Source organism: Verrucomicrobiia bacterium, from assembly GCA_036405135.1.
GTDB lineage: Bacteria > Verrucomicrobiota > Verrucomicrobiia > Limisphaerales > JAEYXS01 > JAEYXS01.
In genome coordinates this window covers 115244-130479 of sequence record DASWYF010000034.1, presented here as the reverse complement: position 1 = coordinate 130479, position 15236 = coordinate 115244, and the positions used below count along the sequence as shown (strand labels likewise).

The following is a 15236-nucleotide window of genomic DNA, read 5'->3' as shown; positions in this document are numbered from 1 at the left end:
CCCCGCCGTCTTGAGTTCTAGTCTCGGAAAGACAAGGGATTATGCCGCCAGCCATTCCAGCCAGAAAGAAATCCGTCAAGCGGATCGCGAAACCGGTCGCCTCACTGGCGACTGCTGCCGCTGTGCCTTCCTCGCCAGTGCAAGTCGTGCCACCTGAACCCGCCAAGGGGCAGGCGCCCTCTGCCGATGTGGATGTGGAAGATGTGCGGCCGACGCCGCGCAAAGAGCAAGCTACGCCAGCTCCGGCCCGCGAACGCACAACCTATGATGGTGATACGGCCATTAAATTGTATCTCCGCGAAATCGGTCAGGTGAAACTGCTTACGCCGCAGGAAGAGATCGAATTGGCGGCAAAGATCAAAAAGGGTGACAAGAAGGCGCGGGAACACATGATCAAGGCGAATCTGCGCCTGGTGGTGAAGATCGCCCATGATTATGAAGGGCTTGGTCTGCCGTTGCTGGATTTGATCAATGAAGGAAACATCGGCTTGATGAAGGCGGTGGAGCGCTTCGACCCGGCCAAGGGTGGCAAGCTCTCGACGTACGGTGCGTGGTGGATCAAGCAATCTATCAAACGTGCCTTGGCGAACCAGTCCAAGACTATCCGTCTGCCTGTTCATTTGGTGGATAAAATCTCCAAGATGCGGCGTACGGCGATGAAACTCCAAGAGGAGTTGGGTCGCGAGCCGACAGATGAGGAATTGGCTGAGGAGCTGGAGACGACATCCTCACGCGTGGCAGCGATGCGCACGGCGGCGATTCGTCCGGCGTCATTGGATGCCCCGATCAGCGAGGATGAGGACTCGAACAATTACGCGGAGATCGTGGCGGATGAAAACGCGACGTCTCCTTACGCACAGCTTGAGGACAAGACAGTGAACTCGATGCTGGAGGAGATGGTGACGAAACTAGACCCGCGTGAAGCGACCATTTTGCGCTTCCGCTTTGGTCTGGATGGCGGCACGGAGAAGACTTTGGAAGAAGTTGGTGAAAAATTTGGCGTGACGCGGGAGCGAGTTCGGCAGATACAAAACATTGCGCTGCGCAAGTTGCGCAAGATGATCGAGAAACTCGAATCCAAGAAAAAATAACACATGCCGTCAAACGCCGTCTCTTCTTCGGATCTCGCCGCCGCCATCCGCGATGTGCCTGATTTTCCAAAGCCAGGCATTTTGTTCAAAGACATCACGCCGGTGCTGGCGGATGCGAAGTTGCTCGCCGGGGCGATCGATCTCCTTGCCGGTGATTTCAAGCCGGGACAGGTGGATGCCGTGGTGGGCATCGATGCGCGTGGATTCATCTTTGCCTCGGCAGTCGCTGTGAAGCTGAATGCCGGCTTTGTGCCGGTGCGTAAGAAGGGCAAGCTGCCCTACAAGGCACATGAAGAAAGCTACGATCTGGAATACGGCAGCAATACGGTAGCCATCCACATAGATGCTGTGAAACCGGGAGCCAAGGTCCTCTTGGTGGATGACTTGCTGGCGACAGGCGGAACAGCCGGTGCTGCTATCTCGCTTCTCCAAAAGGTCGGGGCGGAGATTCTGGAAGTGTCCTTCCTGATCGAGCTGGGCTTTCTACATGGACGTAAACGGTTGCCGAATGTACCGGTGCGTTCTTTGGTGGTGTATTGAACTGCATGAAGTTCTTTTTCCCGCTCGCCCAACCGCCCTTAGCCAGACTAAACTCCTGCCTTTATATCGCTAGAGACTGAGGCATGGACTGGCTATTGGCATTAGACCGGGATTTATTTCGATTCGGCAACGAGGCGTTGAGCAATCCGTTGTTCGATGCCGTCATGCCGTTTTTCAGCGGCAATCCTTTCTTCGTCCCGGTCGCGATTCTCATCGGCGTACTCCTGCTCGTGAAAGGCGGGACGCGGGGACGCCTGTGCATCTTCTTCCTGCTGTTGGCGATCGCCATCGGCGATGGCGTGATCTGCAAATCGTTGAAAGAAGCCATCGGTCGCCCACGACCTTTCAACGACATTGAGGAAACCATCATGCGTGTCGGTAAAGGTGGTAGCGGCAGCATGCCATCATCTCACGCGGCGAACTGGTTCGCTGGCTTGATGGTCTTCTGGTTGTTTTATCGGAAATCGTGGAAGATCATTTTGCCGATCGCTTGCACGGTGGCTTTTTCCCGTATCTACGTGGGGGTGCATTATCCGAGTGATGTCATCATGGGAGCATTGCTCGGCGCTGCTTATGCCTTTGTGATCGTGCATGTGATCGATGCGATCTGGCGATTGTTCGCACCAAAGGTGTTTCCATTATGGTATAACAAGCTGCCATCGTTGCTGCTGCATGATGCCGGATATAGGCCGCAGATGGAGCGTTCACCTGAGAGGTGTGCTGAACTGCGTGAGAAACAATGGCTGCGGCTGGCGTATGTATTGATCGCGGTCATTTTCCTTGCCCGGCTCGGGTATCATGCATCCGGGAAAATCGAACTCACGGAGGATGAGGCGTATCAATGGCAGTGGGCGAAGCATCCGGCGCTGGCGTATTACAGTAAGCCGCCGATGATCGCCTACACGCAGTGGCTGGGTACGAGCATCTTTGGCGATAATGAATTGGGTGTTCGTTTCTTTTCGTCGCTGCTGGCGGCGTTAATGGCGGTGATGTTGCTGCGGTTCTTTCATCGGGAACTGGGATTGCGGGCGGCACTTTGGGCAGCGTTGCTGCCGTTGTGCATGCCGTTGGTGACGGTGGGTTCCATCCTGATGACCATCGATCCGCTGAACGTGTTCTTCTGGATGCTGGCGATGTTCAGCGGCTGGAAGGCGGTGCAGACACAATCGACGAAGCAATGGTTGCTGGTAGGCTTGTGGATGGGGCTCGGATTCTTGAGCAAGGCGACGGCGTTGTTTCAATTGCTGAGCTGGGCTGTGTTCTTTGTGCTTTGGAAACCGGCACGCGCTTCTTTACGGACCAAGGGACCATGGCTGGCACTGGTGATCAATGCGCTGGCGAGCATCCCCGTGCTGGTGTGGAATGCACAGCATGGCTGGGCCACCGTGAAGCATCTGGAGAATCGCAGTGGGTTGGACCGGGCGTGGAATTTTAATCCGAACTTCATCATCGATTTCATCGTGGTGGAGCCGTTGCTGTTCAATCCGCTTATCTTCATCGGCATCGCGTGGGCGTGTTTTGCTTTTTGGAAGAAGGACAAGGGCAATCAGATCATGGTGTATTGCTTCAGCATGGGGGCACCGTTGTTCCTGTTCTATTTTCTCTACACGATCCGTGCGCGGGTGCAGCCGAACTGGATTGCGCCATCCATTTTGCCGCTGCTTTGTCTGGGCATTTTTTATTGGGAGAATCGCTGGCGGGAAGGTGTGCGTTGGTTCAAGCCTTGGCTCATCACGGCATTCTTCATCGGGTTCATTCCGCTGGTGCTGATGCATGACACGAATCTGACGGGTAAACTGGTTGGTAAAGATTTGCCAGCGAAGAAAGATCCGTTACGACGCGTACGAGGGGCCAAGGAGTTGACGCAAATTGTTGAGACGGCTCGCCAAGACTTGATGAAGGAAGGTAAGCCGGTGTTCATCATCGGTGGGCATTATGGGGTGACGGGCTTGATGGCGTTTTATCATCCGGAGGCGAAGCAGGATGTGGTGAAGGACCCGCTGGTGTTTTATCGATGGTCAGACAAAGCGGAGAATCAGTTCTATTTCTGGCCGTCATACAAAGAGCTGCGCAAGGGGCAGAATGCGATCTATGTGATCGTGGAGAACAGTCCGCAAGCACCGCCGCAATCCATCGTGGATTCATTTGAGAGCGTGAAGGATTTGGGTATCCACGAGGTGCTGTATCGCGGGCGGGTGTTTCATCATATCCAGATGTTCGAGTGTCGAAATCTGAAATAGAGGACGGCGATGAATGCGACGCGCTTTCCGGTAAAGGATTATGATGTGGCCGCGACGCTGGCTTCCGGGCAGGCGTTTCGCTGGCGGTTGGTAGATGGTGCTTGGGAAGGGGTGATCTCGCGGCGATGGGTAAGGGTTTCGCTGGAGCGAGAGAGCATCATGGTCACGACGGCGGAAGCGCAGGAGAGTTGGGTGTGGCTGGAGGATTATTTGCAGACATCCGTGGTGCTCTCCGAGGTGATCGCCAAGTTTCCCGATGATGTGCCGATGTGCGAATCGGTGGCGGCGTGTCATGGGTTGAGGTTACTTAAGCAAGAGCCTTGGGAATGTCTGGCGTCGTTCATTCTATCGTCCACGAAACAGATCGTGCAGATACAGCAGATCGTGGAACTGCTGTGTGTTCGGTATGGAGAGAAGGTGGCCAGGGCTGGCGGGCAGGCACCGGTGTACGCATTTCCGACGGCGGAGCGATTGGCGCAATGCACGGAGGCGGAATTGCGGGAATCGAAGATGGGATTTCGCGCGAAGTATTTGCTGGCCGCAGCACAGGCGGTGGCGAGTGGTAAATTGGATTTGGAATCGCTGCGCAAGCTGTCCTGTGCGGAGGCGCGGGAGAAGTTGATGGAGTTGCCGGGTGTGGGACGGAAAATCGCGGATTGCGTGCTGCTCTTCGCGTATGGATTTCAAGAGGCGTTCCCGGTGGATGTGTGGGTGTTGAAGGCGCTGCAGCAGCTTTATTTTCCAAAACGTCGCGCTTCGGCAAAGCGGTTGGCGAAATTCACGGCGACGTATTTCGGGCCATACAGCGGTTACGCGCAGCAGTATCTTTTTCACTACATGCGCACGCAAATAGGTCGCACGGGAAAGAAAGCGAAATGAAACAACGGACGCTTGAAGTTTTATTCACTCCGGCGGAGTTCAATGCGCTGCCTGCGCGTGATCTGAGCCAAACAGTGTGCGTGGTGTTCGATGTGTTGCGCGCGACGAGCGTGATGGTGACTGCTTTGAGTGAAGGGGCGACGGGGCTTATTCCAGTCAGCACGATCGAGGAGGCGGTGGGGCAATACCGGATGAAGCCGGAATTCTTGTTGGCCGGGGAGCGGCATGGATTGCGGATCACGGCAGCGCAGAGTGGCGGGGTGGATTTTATTTTGGGCAATTCGCCGCGTGAGTTCACGGCGGAGAAGGTGAAGGGGCGGACGATCGTGACAACAACGACGAATGGGACGCGGGCGTTGCAGGCATGTCGAGGAGCGAGTGAGGTGTTGGTGGGGGCGTTCTTGAATTTAGATGTGGTGGCGGATCGGTTGATGAAGGAGCAGGAACGGTCGGTCATCATCGTGTGCAGTGGGACGGGGGAAGAGGCGGCGTTTGAGGATACGTTAGCGGCAGGGGCTTTGTGCGAGGTGTTGTTGTCGTCGGGCTTTGCGGGGCAGGTGATTGATTCGGCGCAGATCACGAAAGCGGTTTATTTGCAGGAGAAAGATGATTTGCTAGGCGCGATGCAGCGGGCGAGTAATGGGGCGAGATTGTTGGGCATGCCGGATTTAAAGGAGGACGTGGCGTTTTGTTTGCGGCGGAATGCGGTGCCGGTGGTGGCGGGGATGGAGAAGGATGGGGTGGTGAGGCGGTTGGATATGTTGTGACTGCGAGGATATGTTATTCGCGCCGTCTTGAATTTGGGGTAAAAGGGCTATGAGTGCAATTTGCCAGTGCCTCGAGATGCAGGCAGTGAAAGCAGCAAGGAGAGTCCCTGCCTGGCGAGAGCGAACCATTGGGTATTGATTGGAAAGAGCGCCACCAAGCGAACCGCCTTCGACTATCGGCAAGATGCCGAACAGCATGTTGGGACGGTGCCCGAAGGCGCCCACGGGCTATCTGGCTAAAAGATTCTTATCGCACCAGTGGGAATGGTTTGTTAAGGTCAAAATCTATTGATGAGCGTTCATTTGACATCCCAGAATCGTGCTGCCTTGGCGGCGAAGGTGGAGCAGTTGGTCCAGACCACGCCGGTATATGACATCCACACGCATCTGTATGATGCGGCTTTCGGTGACCTGTTGTTGTGGGGCATTGATGACTTGTTGGTGTATCACTATCTGGTGGCTGAGGCATTTCGCTATTTTGACATGCCGTATCAGAAGTTCTGGTCGATGTCGAAGACGGAGCAGGCGGACCATATCTGGAAGGCTTTGTTCATCGAGCACTCGCCGATCTCTGAATCCTGCCGTGGCGTGCTGACGACTTTAAACCGCTTGGGGCTGGACGTGAAGCAGCGGGACTTGGGCAGCATCCGCAAGTGGTTCGCGGCACAGAAGCCGGCGGATTATGTGACGAAGGTGATGGGGTTAGCGAAGGTGAACCGCATCTGCATGACGAACTCGCCGTTCGATGTGCTGGAGCGTCCGGTTTGGGAACGTGGTTTTGAGCGTGATCCCCGGTTCACGGCGGCGCTGCGTATTGATCCGCTGTTGCTTTCCTGGGCGGATTCCCACGAGCACCTGATTGAGTGGGGCTATATCGACAGTGCGAACTTGAACGAGGCGACGATCGCAGGTGTGCGCCGGTTCTTGGCGGATTGGAGCAAACGTATCGACGCGCAATACGTGATGGTGTCGCTGCCTCCTGATTTCAAATACCCGGATGACGGTCCGTGCGCGACGTTGATCGAGAAGGCGGTGCTGCCGCATTGCCGTGAGTTCAACCTGCCGTTCGCAGTGATGCCGGGTGTGAAACGCGCGGTGAATCCGCAGTTGCACCTGGCCGGTGATGGTATGGCGAAGGCGAACATGGCTTCTTACGAGAAGCTGTTCGCGACGCATCCGGATAATAAGTTCCTCGCCACGGTGCTCTCGCGTGAGAACCAGCATGAGGTGTGTGTGATGGCGCGGAAGTTCCGCAACTTGCACATCTTCGGCTGCTGGTGGTTCACGAATGTGCCTTTCATCATTGAAGAGATGACACGCATGCGCATGGAACTGGTGGGCCTGAGCGTTACGCCTCAGCACTCCGATGCGCGTGTGCTGGATCAAATCCTTTACAAGTGGGAACACTCGCGGAAGGTCATCGCGAAGGTGCTGACGGACAAGTATGCAGACCTGGTGGAGACGGGCTGGGAACCGACGCCGGAAGAGATCGAGCGCGATGTGAAGGCGATTTTCGGCGGTGAGTTTATGCGGTTCTGTGGGAAGAAGTAGTTTCTTTTAGCCACAGAGTTTCACGGATTAAACACAGATTAGAGAAGGCCTGGCGAGTTGTTCGCCGGGCCTTTTCTTTTAATGACGAATGACTAAATCCCAATGCCGAAGGAATGAGCAATGACCAATGGGGATTCGTTAAAATTGGAGACGATGTAACGATTCAACGATCTAAACGGGTAATTTGAGGACGACAAGGAGCACGATCCAAATCACCACCAGTGATCGTTGTCGCCGCCGAGGTTGTCGCAGTATTCGAGGAAGTTGCGCCAGCCATTGGCGAGACCTTGTTGGATAGTCGGATGGACGACGGCGGTCATGAGGATGCACCACATGTTGAAGATGGCCATGGCGGTGCGTGAGCTGAACGCTTGCTCTGCCCAATCCGGCCATATCACCAGGCAGACCAAGGACAGCGCGGCGAGAATGCCGAGAGCGGTGCCTGCAGAGCGGCGGATGATCTTCAAGTTTCGCACAAAAAACTAAAATTTATCATCCAGAGTAGAATAGGAGGCGGGTGCGATTGGCAACGGAGATTTGGGAAGGGCTAAAAAATACGTGGAAATGCTGATATGCGAAATGCAAGGAGAACGAAGCGGTGAAGCATTTTCTCCAGCTACCAACCATTCAAAAGTAACATCACTCTAGCGAGAAGACGGTGCGGCGTTAGTTTGCGCCGTCACGTTAGTGAGGTTCAGTTTCCAAGCGGTGGCTTTGAAATAGACGTTGTCATTCTCGCCATTCACGAGCCGTTTGTAGCACCAGTTTACGGGGAAGATAGTGACGAGGGGATTGCTAAGCGTGAGCGGGTAGCTCTTGAGGCCGGCTTCGGGATGGTCGGTTGCCCAAGTGCCGCCGTGCTCGCGGCGAATGACTTCGCCGACGTAGGCGCCGTAGCCGATGGCGAGACCGAGCAGTCCTTTATCACCATCCTTGATCTGGCGGGTTTTGTGAAGGCGGCCGAGTTCTTCTTCGATGATCTTGATGGAGTCGGGCGAGAAATTGAGCGTGAGGCTGCGGTCTTGTTTCACCCATTTCACAGCTTCACCGGAGAAATGTGCCATCATGGTATCTGTGGTGGCGAACTGCTTGGCGGGTTGCTCATTAGGCGGAGCGGGTGAAACGAAGTTTTTGGTGACGAGAAAGATAAGACCGACGACGGCGAACCAACCGATCATGGTTCCGATGAAGAGCTTGGTCCAGCTGCGCATCTTCTCCACATGGGTGGCGATGACACCGAGCTGGGCGGCGGTTACTGCGGAGATGAGTGCAAGGATGAGGACACGTTGCTTCGGGAAGTCCGCCCACGTGCCGGGGTGATGGGCGAGGGAAACAATAATAGCGGCGATCAACCAGCCGAAGCCAATCAGGAAAGCGCGGACGTAAGGGTTTGTGGGGAGGTTCATTTTATAAATCTCGCGAGGGACAGCGGAGCAAAGGGGAAGCAGCAAGGCAAGGGGAATGGGTGAATTGGGAAACATCGAACAACGAACGCCCGACATCGAACATCGATAGTTAGAAAGGTTAGTTCTGCCTCGTAACCTCGGCAGCTACGGGGGTGTAACCATGGCTTGCGGGTGGGCGTCTTATTATGATAGGGGTTAGCGAGTTACCCGTTTTGGAAAGCCCTATGAGTGAAGAATTTCTTTTGAAGAAATTCCGATGGGTAAACGTCTTAGTAAGAGCGACATGAGCGAAAATCGACCACGCACATCAGCTTGTAACAGCTACCTGCAAACGCAGATGTCTCGCCGCCAAATACTTAAGGTAGGCGGTTTGGGCATGCTGGGCATGACGTTGCCGGGGCTTTTGCGCGCGGAGGCGGTCAAAAAGACGCTCAAATCGAAGGCGAAATCGGTCATTTTTCTTTTTCAATGGGGTGGTCCGAGTCACGTGGATATGTTCGATCGGAAGCCCAATGCTCCGGAGGGCGTGCGTGGGCCACTTTCAGCGATCAAGTCGTCTGTACCCGGTCTGCATTTGTGTGAGGGGTTGGAACGATTGGCGAAGGTGATGGACAAGGTGACGGTGGTGCGGTCGGTCTATCACAACATGAAGAACCACAATTCCGCCGGGTATTATGCGCTGACGGGGCGCACGCCTGGGGTGGATGACCAGCGTTTGCGGGATTCGATCGAATTGTTTCCGGCGTATGGTTCAGTGGTGGATGCCTTGGCGCCGAATCGTGGTGAGATGCCCACTTCAATCGCTTATCCGTATGTGATCTCGGATGGATCGGTGACGCCGGGTCAGCATGCGAGCTTCCTTGGTAAGGAGCATGATCCCTATCTCTTCACACAGGATCCAAATGCCTCGAACTTTGCGCTGCCGGAATTGAGCCTGCCTGCGAATCTATCGATGGACCGGTTGCGTGATCGGCGGCAGTTGCAGCAGATCATCGACAAGCAATCGCGCCTGAATGAGATCTCCGCGACGGCGAAGGGCTTAGATTCTTATTACGAGAAGGCGTTCGGGATGCTGGACTCCACGCAGTTGCGCGATGCGTTCAACATCAGTGCGGAATCGCAGAAGGTGCGAGACTCGTATGGACGCTCCACTTACGGGCAGAGCTGCTTGCTGGCGCGGCGTTTGGTAGAAGCGGGAGCGAAGTTTGCGACGGTTTATTTTTCATCGAGCATCGGCGGGCGGAGTGATACGTCGGGCGGTTGGGATACGCATGGGTTTGATAACACGCGCATGTTCCCGATCATCCAGAAGTATCATCTGCCGTTGACGGACCAGACATTGCCAACATTGCTCATCGATTTGGAAGAGCGCGGCATGCTGGATTCGACCTTGGTGGTGTGGATGGGCGAGTTCGGTCGCACTCCGTTCATTAACAAAGATGTGAGCCGTGATCACTGGCCGCAATGCTACTCGGTGTTGTTGGCGGGCGGTGGCATCAAGCGCGGTCATATCTACGGTGCGTCCGACAAGAACGGTGCGTATCCGACGGAGAATCCGGTGCGGCCGGATGACATCGCGGCGACAATGTATTATCTGCTGGGTATCGATCCGCATACGGAAGTGCATGACGCAGCGGGCCGCCCGCTCGCGATCACGGATGGCAAACCGATCATGGATATCATGGCGTAAGGAACAGAAGTGTTAAGGGATGTGATGGCGGGATTGAGCGACAGTTTCAAACGGGTAAAAAGAGGAGCATGGGCGGTTTTATTCAGCGGAGTCCTAGGTGCTGGCACTTTATGCTCACAGGCCCAAGAGCGTTTACCGAATGAACCGATGGTGCTGAAGCCGGGCGAGTGGACGGTAAGCAAGGGACCAGAGGTGAAGTTGCTGGAGAAGGCGAAGTTCTGGACGAGTTTTCCTTTGGACATTGAGAATAAGGAATCGGAAATACGCTTCCGTCCAGCCAAAGAGAGTCCGCTGGGCATTCATTTCTTACGAGCTTTTGGAGGAAATAATCTATCGCCGTGGCAAGCAGTGGTGCTGGATGATTTGCCGTTAATCGCACGGAAGGATCGGAACAATAATTCACTGAAGAATGCGCTGGAACTGAAGAATGCAGCTGTGTTGACGGGAACGATTCAGGAGAAGAGGGCGGAGTTCTATCGCTTGAAACTGGCGAAAGGGGAGAGCGTCACGATCGAGGTTTTAGGACAGCGATTGCTGACGAGCTTGGATCCGTTTTTGCGGTTATCGGATGAGCAAGGGCGGCAACTGGCGTTCAATGATGACGAGCCGGGCTTGGGCAAGGATAGCCGGTTGCGTTACACGGCGAAGGTGGAGCAAGCGATCATCATCGAGGTGCGGGATAGCTATTATCAGGGCAGTGATAAGCATACGTATGTGTTGCGCATCGGGGATTTTCCACGGGTGAATGCGGCTTGGGAGACTTCGGTGTTTGGGCTTGATCACGCGCCTCTCAGCATTGGAAAGGACATCGGCATGGCGCAGTGGTTCACAGCTTGGACCGCCGAGGGCAAACCGGCGGGTTTCATGACCATGGCGGCCAAGACCGGTGAAACGCAAAGTGAAGCCGAGCCGAATGATCAGCAGGACAGGGCGACGCTGCTGAATAAGCTGCCGATAAGCGTCTATGGCACTTTTGTGAAAAACGGCGACACGGACTGGTATTCATGGGAAGCGAAGAAGGGAGAGAAATTTTTAGTGCGGGCGCAGACGCGGAGTATCGGGTTGCCGACAGATGTGCGGTTGAGCGCGCATGGTGCGGATGGGAAATCGACGGGTGTGAGCAAGGTCGCAGCAGAAGATGAAGGCGTGCTGGATATGACGGCGAATGCAGATGGGAGAATGTTTCTGCGCGTGAATCATATCGCGGGTATGGCCGGGCCGGAGCAGGGGTATCGGTTGAACATACGTGCGGCGAAGACCGGGTTTGATGCTAGGATGGAGACGAATAGTTTGGTGGTGGCAGCGGGTGGCACGGCGGATCTGAAGCTGACGGTGGACCGGTTGGGTTATGACGGGGAAATACAATTCAATCTGCAGCCGAAGGTGGAGGGTTTATCGCTGGCGAAGAGTTCGGTAGAGGCGAAGAAGAAGGGCGAAGTGACGTTTCAAGTGAAGGCGGAAGAGAGTCTCTCGCCGGGAAGTGTTTTTCAGGTGCGGGTGCAATCGGTGAATCCGGCTGCGGCCGGGTACGTGCGAAGCTATTCGGCACTGACGAACCAGTATGGGCCGTCTTCCACCATGGCGAGTGTGTTGGATGGGTGGATTACGGTAGCGATCAAGGCGAAGCAGGAGGAGAAAGGGAAAACGCCGTGAGAACGGAAAAACAACAATGGGGGCACCCCTCATCCTCAATCCTTCTCCCCTCCGAGGGGAGAAGGAAGATTGCAATTCCGTGCGTTTCCCACCTTACCATTGACAAGGTTGCCTGTGCTGGCTACCTCACCGGCATGTCACACCGCTGCTGTTTCCTTGCAGCCGTGCTTTGCCTGCTTCTCGCGGGCATGGTGCGGGCGGATGACTGGCCGAGATTTCGCGGGCCACACTTCAATGGCATCTCCCAAGAAACGAACTGGAGCTGGAACTGGCCAGCCAATGGACCCAAGCGTTTGTGGAAGGCTTCGGTGGGGCAAGGCTTCTCCAATGTGGCTGTGGCAAGTGGGCGGGTATTCACTCTCGGCAGTGAAGGAGATACGGCGACGGTTTGTTGCCTGGACGTGAATACGGGCAAGGAAATCTGGAAGCATAGTTATCCCGAGCCGCTGAACGCACACTACTACGAGGGTGGCACCAGCACTACGCCCACAGTGGATGGAGATATGGTTTATGTGCTCGGACGGCAGGGAGACCTTTTCGCCTTTCATGCTGCCACGGGAAAGATCCAGTGGCAGCGGAATGTGGCGCAGGAGACGGGAGCGAAGGTGCCGGAATGGGGTTTTGCGGGAGCGCCTTTGGTGGAGGGCAAAACTTTGATCCTGAACGTGGGCAGCGCAGGTGTGGCCATCAATAAAATGAACGGCAAGGTGCAATGGGCTTCCACGAATGGTCCGGCAGGTTATGCCTCGCCGATTCCGTTCAGTGCCACGCAGCAAAGGCCCGTGCTTATCCTTTCGCATCGTGAATTGACAGCGGTGGATATGAAAAGCGGCAAGGAATTGTGGCAGTTTCCGTTCCAGACGGATTACGACACGAATGCCACAGATCCGCTAATTTATGGCGGTCGCGTTTTTATTTCCTCTCATAGTCAGCCGGGATTGATGCTGAAAATATTGGATGGGCGGCCGGAAGTGATGTGGCGTTCGGAAGATACGCGGATTCATATGAACGCGGGAGTGCTTTTTCAGGACTATATGTATGTGTTCCATGGTTCGGCGGGGAAACCTGGCGACTTGCGGTGCCTAGACCTGCGAGACGGCCAGGTGAAGTGGAAGCAAGACGGATTGGGTGTCGGGGCGCTCAGTGCGGCGGCGAATGGCAAATTGATCGTGCTGAGCGAAAAGGGTGAGTTGCTGGTGGTAAAGGCTACACCAGAGGGATTTAAGCCATTGGCCCGGGCGCAGGTGTTGGGCGGCAAGTGCTGGACGGCTCCGGTGCTGGCGAATGGGAAGATTTTTGTCCGCAATGCCAAGGGTGACCTGGCCTGTGTGGATGTGAGCCGCTAAAGGACGTATCGGCGGCTGAAAATAATGTGGGGTGTGCCACTTGATTTAAGTGGCAGCACCACGGATATTTCCCCTCGGTGGGGAGTGCGAGCAGACCCGTTATCAACTGGAGTAACTATGGCCAAAACCAAAGCCAAAAAGGTCGTTCGGAAAGCAGCGCCGTCCAAGAAGCCCGCGAAAGCGGTGCCCAAACCAAAGTCCAAGCCGGTGGCTGCCAAGAAGCCGCTCAAGGCGAAGGCATCACCCCCGCCAGCACCGGTGAAAGCGGCGCCTGTGCTCGCAGCGAAGATCGCCGTGCCGACGGCGCGTAGAGCGCCTATGGAGCCGATGGAGGCAACTGCGCTAGTGGTGATGATCCAGCCAGCGTCTTCTGCCACAGCAGTGAACGCGGGTGGTGATGGCATCACGATTTCCGAAACATTCCGCAGCCAATCGGGCATCGATCTCACGGAGAAGTTGAAGGAGTTGCTGCGCCTGGCCCAAGAGCAGGGATACCTCACACACGGAGATATCAGCGATGCCTTGCCGGACAAGTCGGTGACGCCGGAAGACTTAGATGAACTTTGCCTGCGCTTGCGGAATTTGGAGGTCGATATCGTCGATCAGGCGGAGGTGGATCGCGTCAAGCAGGCTGAGCCGGAAGAGGATTATGAGAAGGGCAAGATGGACATCCTGGACGATCCGGTCCGGATGTATCTCAAGCAGATGGGGCAGGTGGCGTTGCTGACGCGCGAGCAGGAGGTGGAGATTTCCAAGCGTATCGAAGATGCGGAAGCCGGGGTGGCACGCAGCCTTTATAGTTTTGGATTCACGGGCAAGGAGCACATCGCGCTGGCAGAAAAACTGATTTGTGAGCCGCCCAAGGAACGTTTCGATCGCGTCATCCAAGACAAGAAAATTGAAGGACGCGAGAAGCACACCAAGGGCTTGCGCAAACTAGTGAAGGATGTGCGCGCTCTGGATCAGCAGGTGGATGATGCTTATTCAGAGTGGCGTGCGGCGGAAGGCAAAGCAGGTCAGAAGAAGCTGGCGAAATTGGAGGCAGAGTTCCAGCGGCTGGATGCCAAGCTGCAACGGACGTTTGTGAAATTCTTTTACAAGCAGAAGGTCATGGAGGAGATGTCAGTGGTGGCAGAGAACATCCATGACAAGTTCCTCGCGAGCAGACAGGTCATCGCGGATCTGCAGAAGCAACGGAAATCTGCGCAGGTGCAGATGATCTTGCAGGGTGAAGAAAGGAAAATTCAGGCACTGGAAGATTTTGTCCGCATGTCGGTGGATGTTTACCTGAAACAGTATCGCAGCCTGCTCGATTGGTCGGCGAAGGCATTGCAGGCTAAAACGGAGATGGTGGAGGCGAACCTGCGGTTGGTGATCTCCATCGCGAAGAAATATACGAATCGAGGGCTATCCTTCCTGGACCTGATTCAGGAAGGCAACATGGGGCTGATGAAGGCGGTGGAGAAGTTCGAGTATCGACGCGGATACAAATTCTCCACGTATGCCACGTGGTGGATACGACAGGCGATCACGCGATCCATCGCGGATCAGGCGCGCACCATCCGCATCCCCGTACACATGATCGAGACGATCAACAAGCTGATGCGGGTGCAGAAGCAACTCGTGCAGGATTTTGGTCGCGAGCCAACACCGGAGGAAGTGGCAGATGATATGAATCTGCCGGTGGAACGTGTGCGGGCCATCCTAAAAATGGCGCAGCAACCGATCTCATTGCAGGCACCTGTGGGGGATAGTGAAGATACGAGCTTCGGAGATTTCATCGAGGACAAGTCAGCGCAGAATCCTTCGGACGTGACGAGCTACAGCCTCTTGAAAGATCGCATGGGCAATGTGCTCGACAGTCTTACAGAGCGGGAACGCAAGGTATTGGAGTTGCGCTTTGGTCTGGGAGACGGCTATGCACGCACACTGGAAGAGGTAGGCAAACAATTTAAAGTGACGCGCGAACGTATCCGTCAGATCGAGGCGAAGGCACTCAGGAAGATGCGGCACCCGACGCGGATCAGGCAATTGCAGGGATTCATCGAGGCGCAGGGGCTTCAGCTGTAACCA

General features: G+C 55.4%; 12 protein-coding genes. 10 read left to right on the top strand and 2 right to left on the bottom strand.

All coding sequences use genetic code 11. From position 1 onward, the window contains the following. The first annotated feature begins 41 nt into the window (after window positions 1-41). The 6 genes from VGH19_16530 (at window position 42) to VGH19_16505 (ending at window position 7068) form a co-directional block, all read left to right on the top strand. The gene (locus VGH19_16530; protein HEY1172976.1) at window positions 42-1091 is read left to right on the top strand and encodes an RNA polymerase sigma factor RpoD/SigA; all 1050 of its coding nucleotides are present in this window, start codon (window positions 42-44) and stop codon (window positions 1089-1091) included. A gap of 3 nt (window positions 1092-1094) precedes the next feature. Further along, entirely contained in the window at window positions 1095-1631 is a 537-nt protein-coding gene (locus VGH19_16525) for an adenine phosphoribosyltransferase (protein ID HEY1172975.1), read from the top strand. Window positions 1632-1714: 83 nt separating this feature from the next. Next, window positions 1715-3871: a glycosyltransferase family 39 protein gene (locus tag VGH19_16520; GenBank protein ID HEY1172974.1), complete on the top strand. Its 2157-nt coding sequence runs from the start codon at window positions 1715-1717 to the stop codon at window positions 3869-3871. Between the two features lie 9 nt (window positions 3872-3880). Next, on the top strand, window positions 3881-4750 hold the full coding sequence (locus VGH19_16515; GenBank protein ID HEY1172973.1) for a DNA glycosylase: 870 nt from the start codon (window positions 3881-3883) through the stop codon (window positions 4748-4750). Next, window positions 4747-5517 carry a 2-phosphosulfolactate phosphatase gene (locus VGH19_16510; GenBank protein ID HEY1172972.1) on the top strand — a complete coding sequence of 257 codons (771 nt, stop codon included), beginning with the start codon at window positions 4747-4749 and terminating at the stop codon, window positions 5515-5517. Before VGH19_16515 ends, VGH19_16510 begins: the two co-directional genes overlap by 4 nt. 291 nt (window positions 5518-5808) lie before the next feature. Beyond that, entirely contained in the window at window positions 5809-7068 is a 1260-nt protein-coding gene (locus VGH19_16505; protein HEY1172971.1) for a glucuronate isomerase, read from the top strand. A gap of 212 nt (window positions 7069-7280) precedes the next feature. On the opposite strand, the gene VGH19_16500 is transcribed toward VGH19_16505, so the two are convergent. Together VGH19_16500 and VGH19_16495 are read right to left on the bottom strand one after the other, a co-directional pair. Continuing rightward, window positions 7281-7544, bottom strand: coding sequence for a hypothetical protein (locus VGH19_16500; GenBank protein HEY1172970.1), 264 nt, complete (start codon window positions 7542-7544; stop codon window positions 7281-7283). A gap of 168 nt (window positions 7545-7712) precedes the next feature. Further along, window positions 7713-8474: a hypothetical protein gene (locus VGH19_16495; protein ID HEY1172969.1), complete on the bottom strand. Its 762-nt coding sequence runs from the start codon at window positions 8472-8474 to the stop codon at window positions 7713-7715. Between the two features lie 283 nt (window positions 8475-8757). Between VGH19_16495 and VGH19_16490 the strand changes: the two genes are divergently transcribed. From VGH19_16490 to rpoD, 4 genes are all read left to right on the top strand, one after another. Beyond that, window positions 8758-10164 (top strand): DUF1501 domain-containing protein, encoded by a 1407-nt coding sequence (locus VGH19_16490; GenBank protein HEY1172968.1) that lies wholly within the window; start codon window positions 8758-8760, stop codon window positions 10162-10164. A 147-nt stretch (window positions 10165-10311) separates the two neighbouring features. After that, window positions 10312-11817 carry a hypothetical protein gene (locus VGH19_16485; GenBank protein HEY1172967.1) on the top strand — a complete coding sequence of 502 codons (1506 nt, stop codon included), beginning with the start codon at window positions 10312-10314 and terminating at the stop codon, window positions 11815-11817. Window positions 11818-11951: 134 nt separating this feature from the next. Next, window positions 11952-13163: a PQQ-binding-like beta-propeller repeat protein gene (locus VGH19_16480; GenBank protein HEY1172966.1), complete on the top strand. Its 1212-nt coding sequence runs from the start codon at window positions 11952-11954 to the stop codon at window positions 13161-13163. Window positions 13164-13280: 117 nt separating this feature from the next. Beyond that, the gene (gene rpoD / locus VGH19_16475) at window positions 13281-15233 is read left to right on the top strand and encodes an RNA polymerase sigma factor RpoD (GenBank protein ID HEY1172965.1); all 1953 of its coding nucleotides are present in this window, start codon (window positions 13281-13283) and stop codon (window positions 15231-15233) included. Window positions 15234-15236 lie beyond the last annotated feature (3 nt).

What these genes read in the sequence shown, in the direction of transcription:
- VGH19_16530 (HEY1172976.1), top strand. Translation starts at nt 42, where the DNA reads ATGCCGCCAGCCATTCCAGCCAGAAAGAAATCCGTCAAGCGGATCGCG.
- VGH19_16525 (HEY1172975.1), top strand. Translation starts at nt 1,095, where the DNA reads ATGCCGTCAAACGCCGTCTCTTCTTCGGATCTCGCCGCCGCCATCCGC.
- VGH19_16520 (HEY1172974.1), top strand. Translation starts at nt 1,715, where the DNA reads ATGGACTGGCTATTGGCATTAGACCGGGATTTATTTCGATTCGGCAAC.
- VGH19_16515 (HEY1172973.1), top strand. Translation starts at nt 3,881, where the DNA reads ATGAATGCGACGCGCTTTCCGGTAAAGGATTATGATGTGGCCGCGACG.
- VGH19_16510 (HEY1172972.1), top strand. Translation starts at nt 4,747, where the DNA reads ATGAAACAACGGACGCTTGAAGTTTTATTCACTCCGGCGGAGTTCAAT.
- VGH19_16505 (HEY1172971.1), top strand. Translation starts at nt 5,809, where the DNA reads ATGAGCGTTCATTTGACATCCCAGAATCGTGCTGCCTTGGCGGCGAAG.
- VGH19_16495 (HEY1172969.1), bottom strand. Translation starts at nt 8,474, where the DNA reads ATGAACCTCCCCACAAACCCTTACGTCCGCGCTTTCCTGATTGGCTTC.
- VGH19_16490 (HEY1172968.1), top strand. Translation starts at nt 8,758, where the DNA reads ATGAGCGAAAATCGACCACGCACATCAGCTTGTAACAGCTACCTGCAA.
- VGH19_16485 (HEY1172967.1), top strand. Translation starts at nt 10,312, where the DNA reads ATGGTGCTGAAGCCGGGCGAGTGGACGGTAAGCAAGGGACCAGAGGTG.
- VGH19_16480 (HEY1172966.1), top strand. Translation starts at nt 11,952, where the DNA reads ATGTCACACCGCTGCTGTTTCCTTGCAGCCGTGCTTTGCCTGCTTCTC.
- rpoD (HEY1172965.1), top strand. Translation starts at nt 13,281, where the DNA reads ATGGCCAAAACCAAAGCCAAAAAGGTCGTTCGGAAAGCAGCGCCGTCC.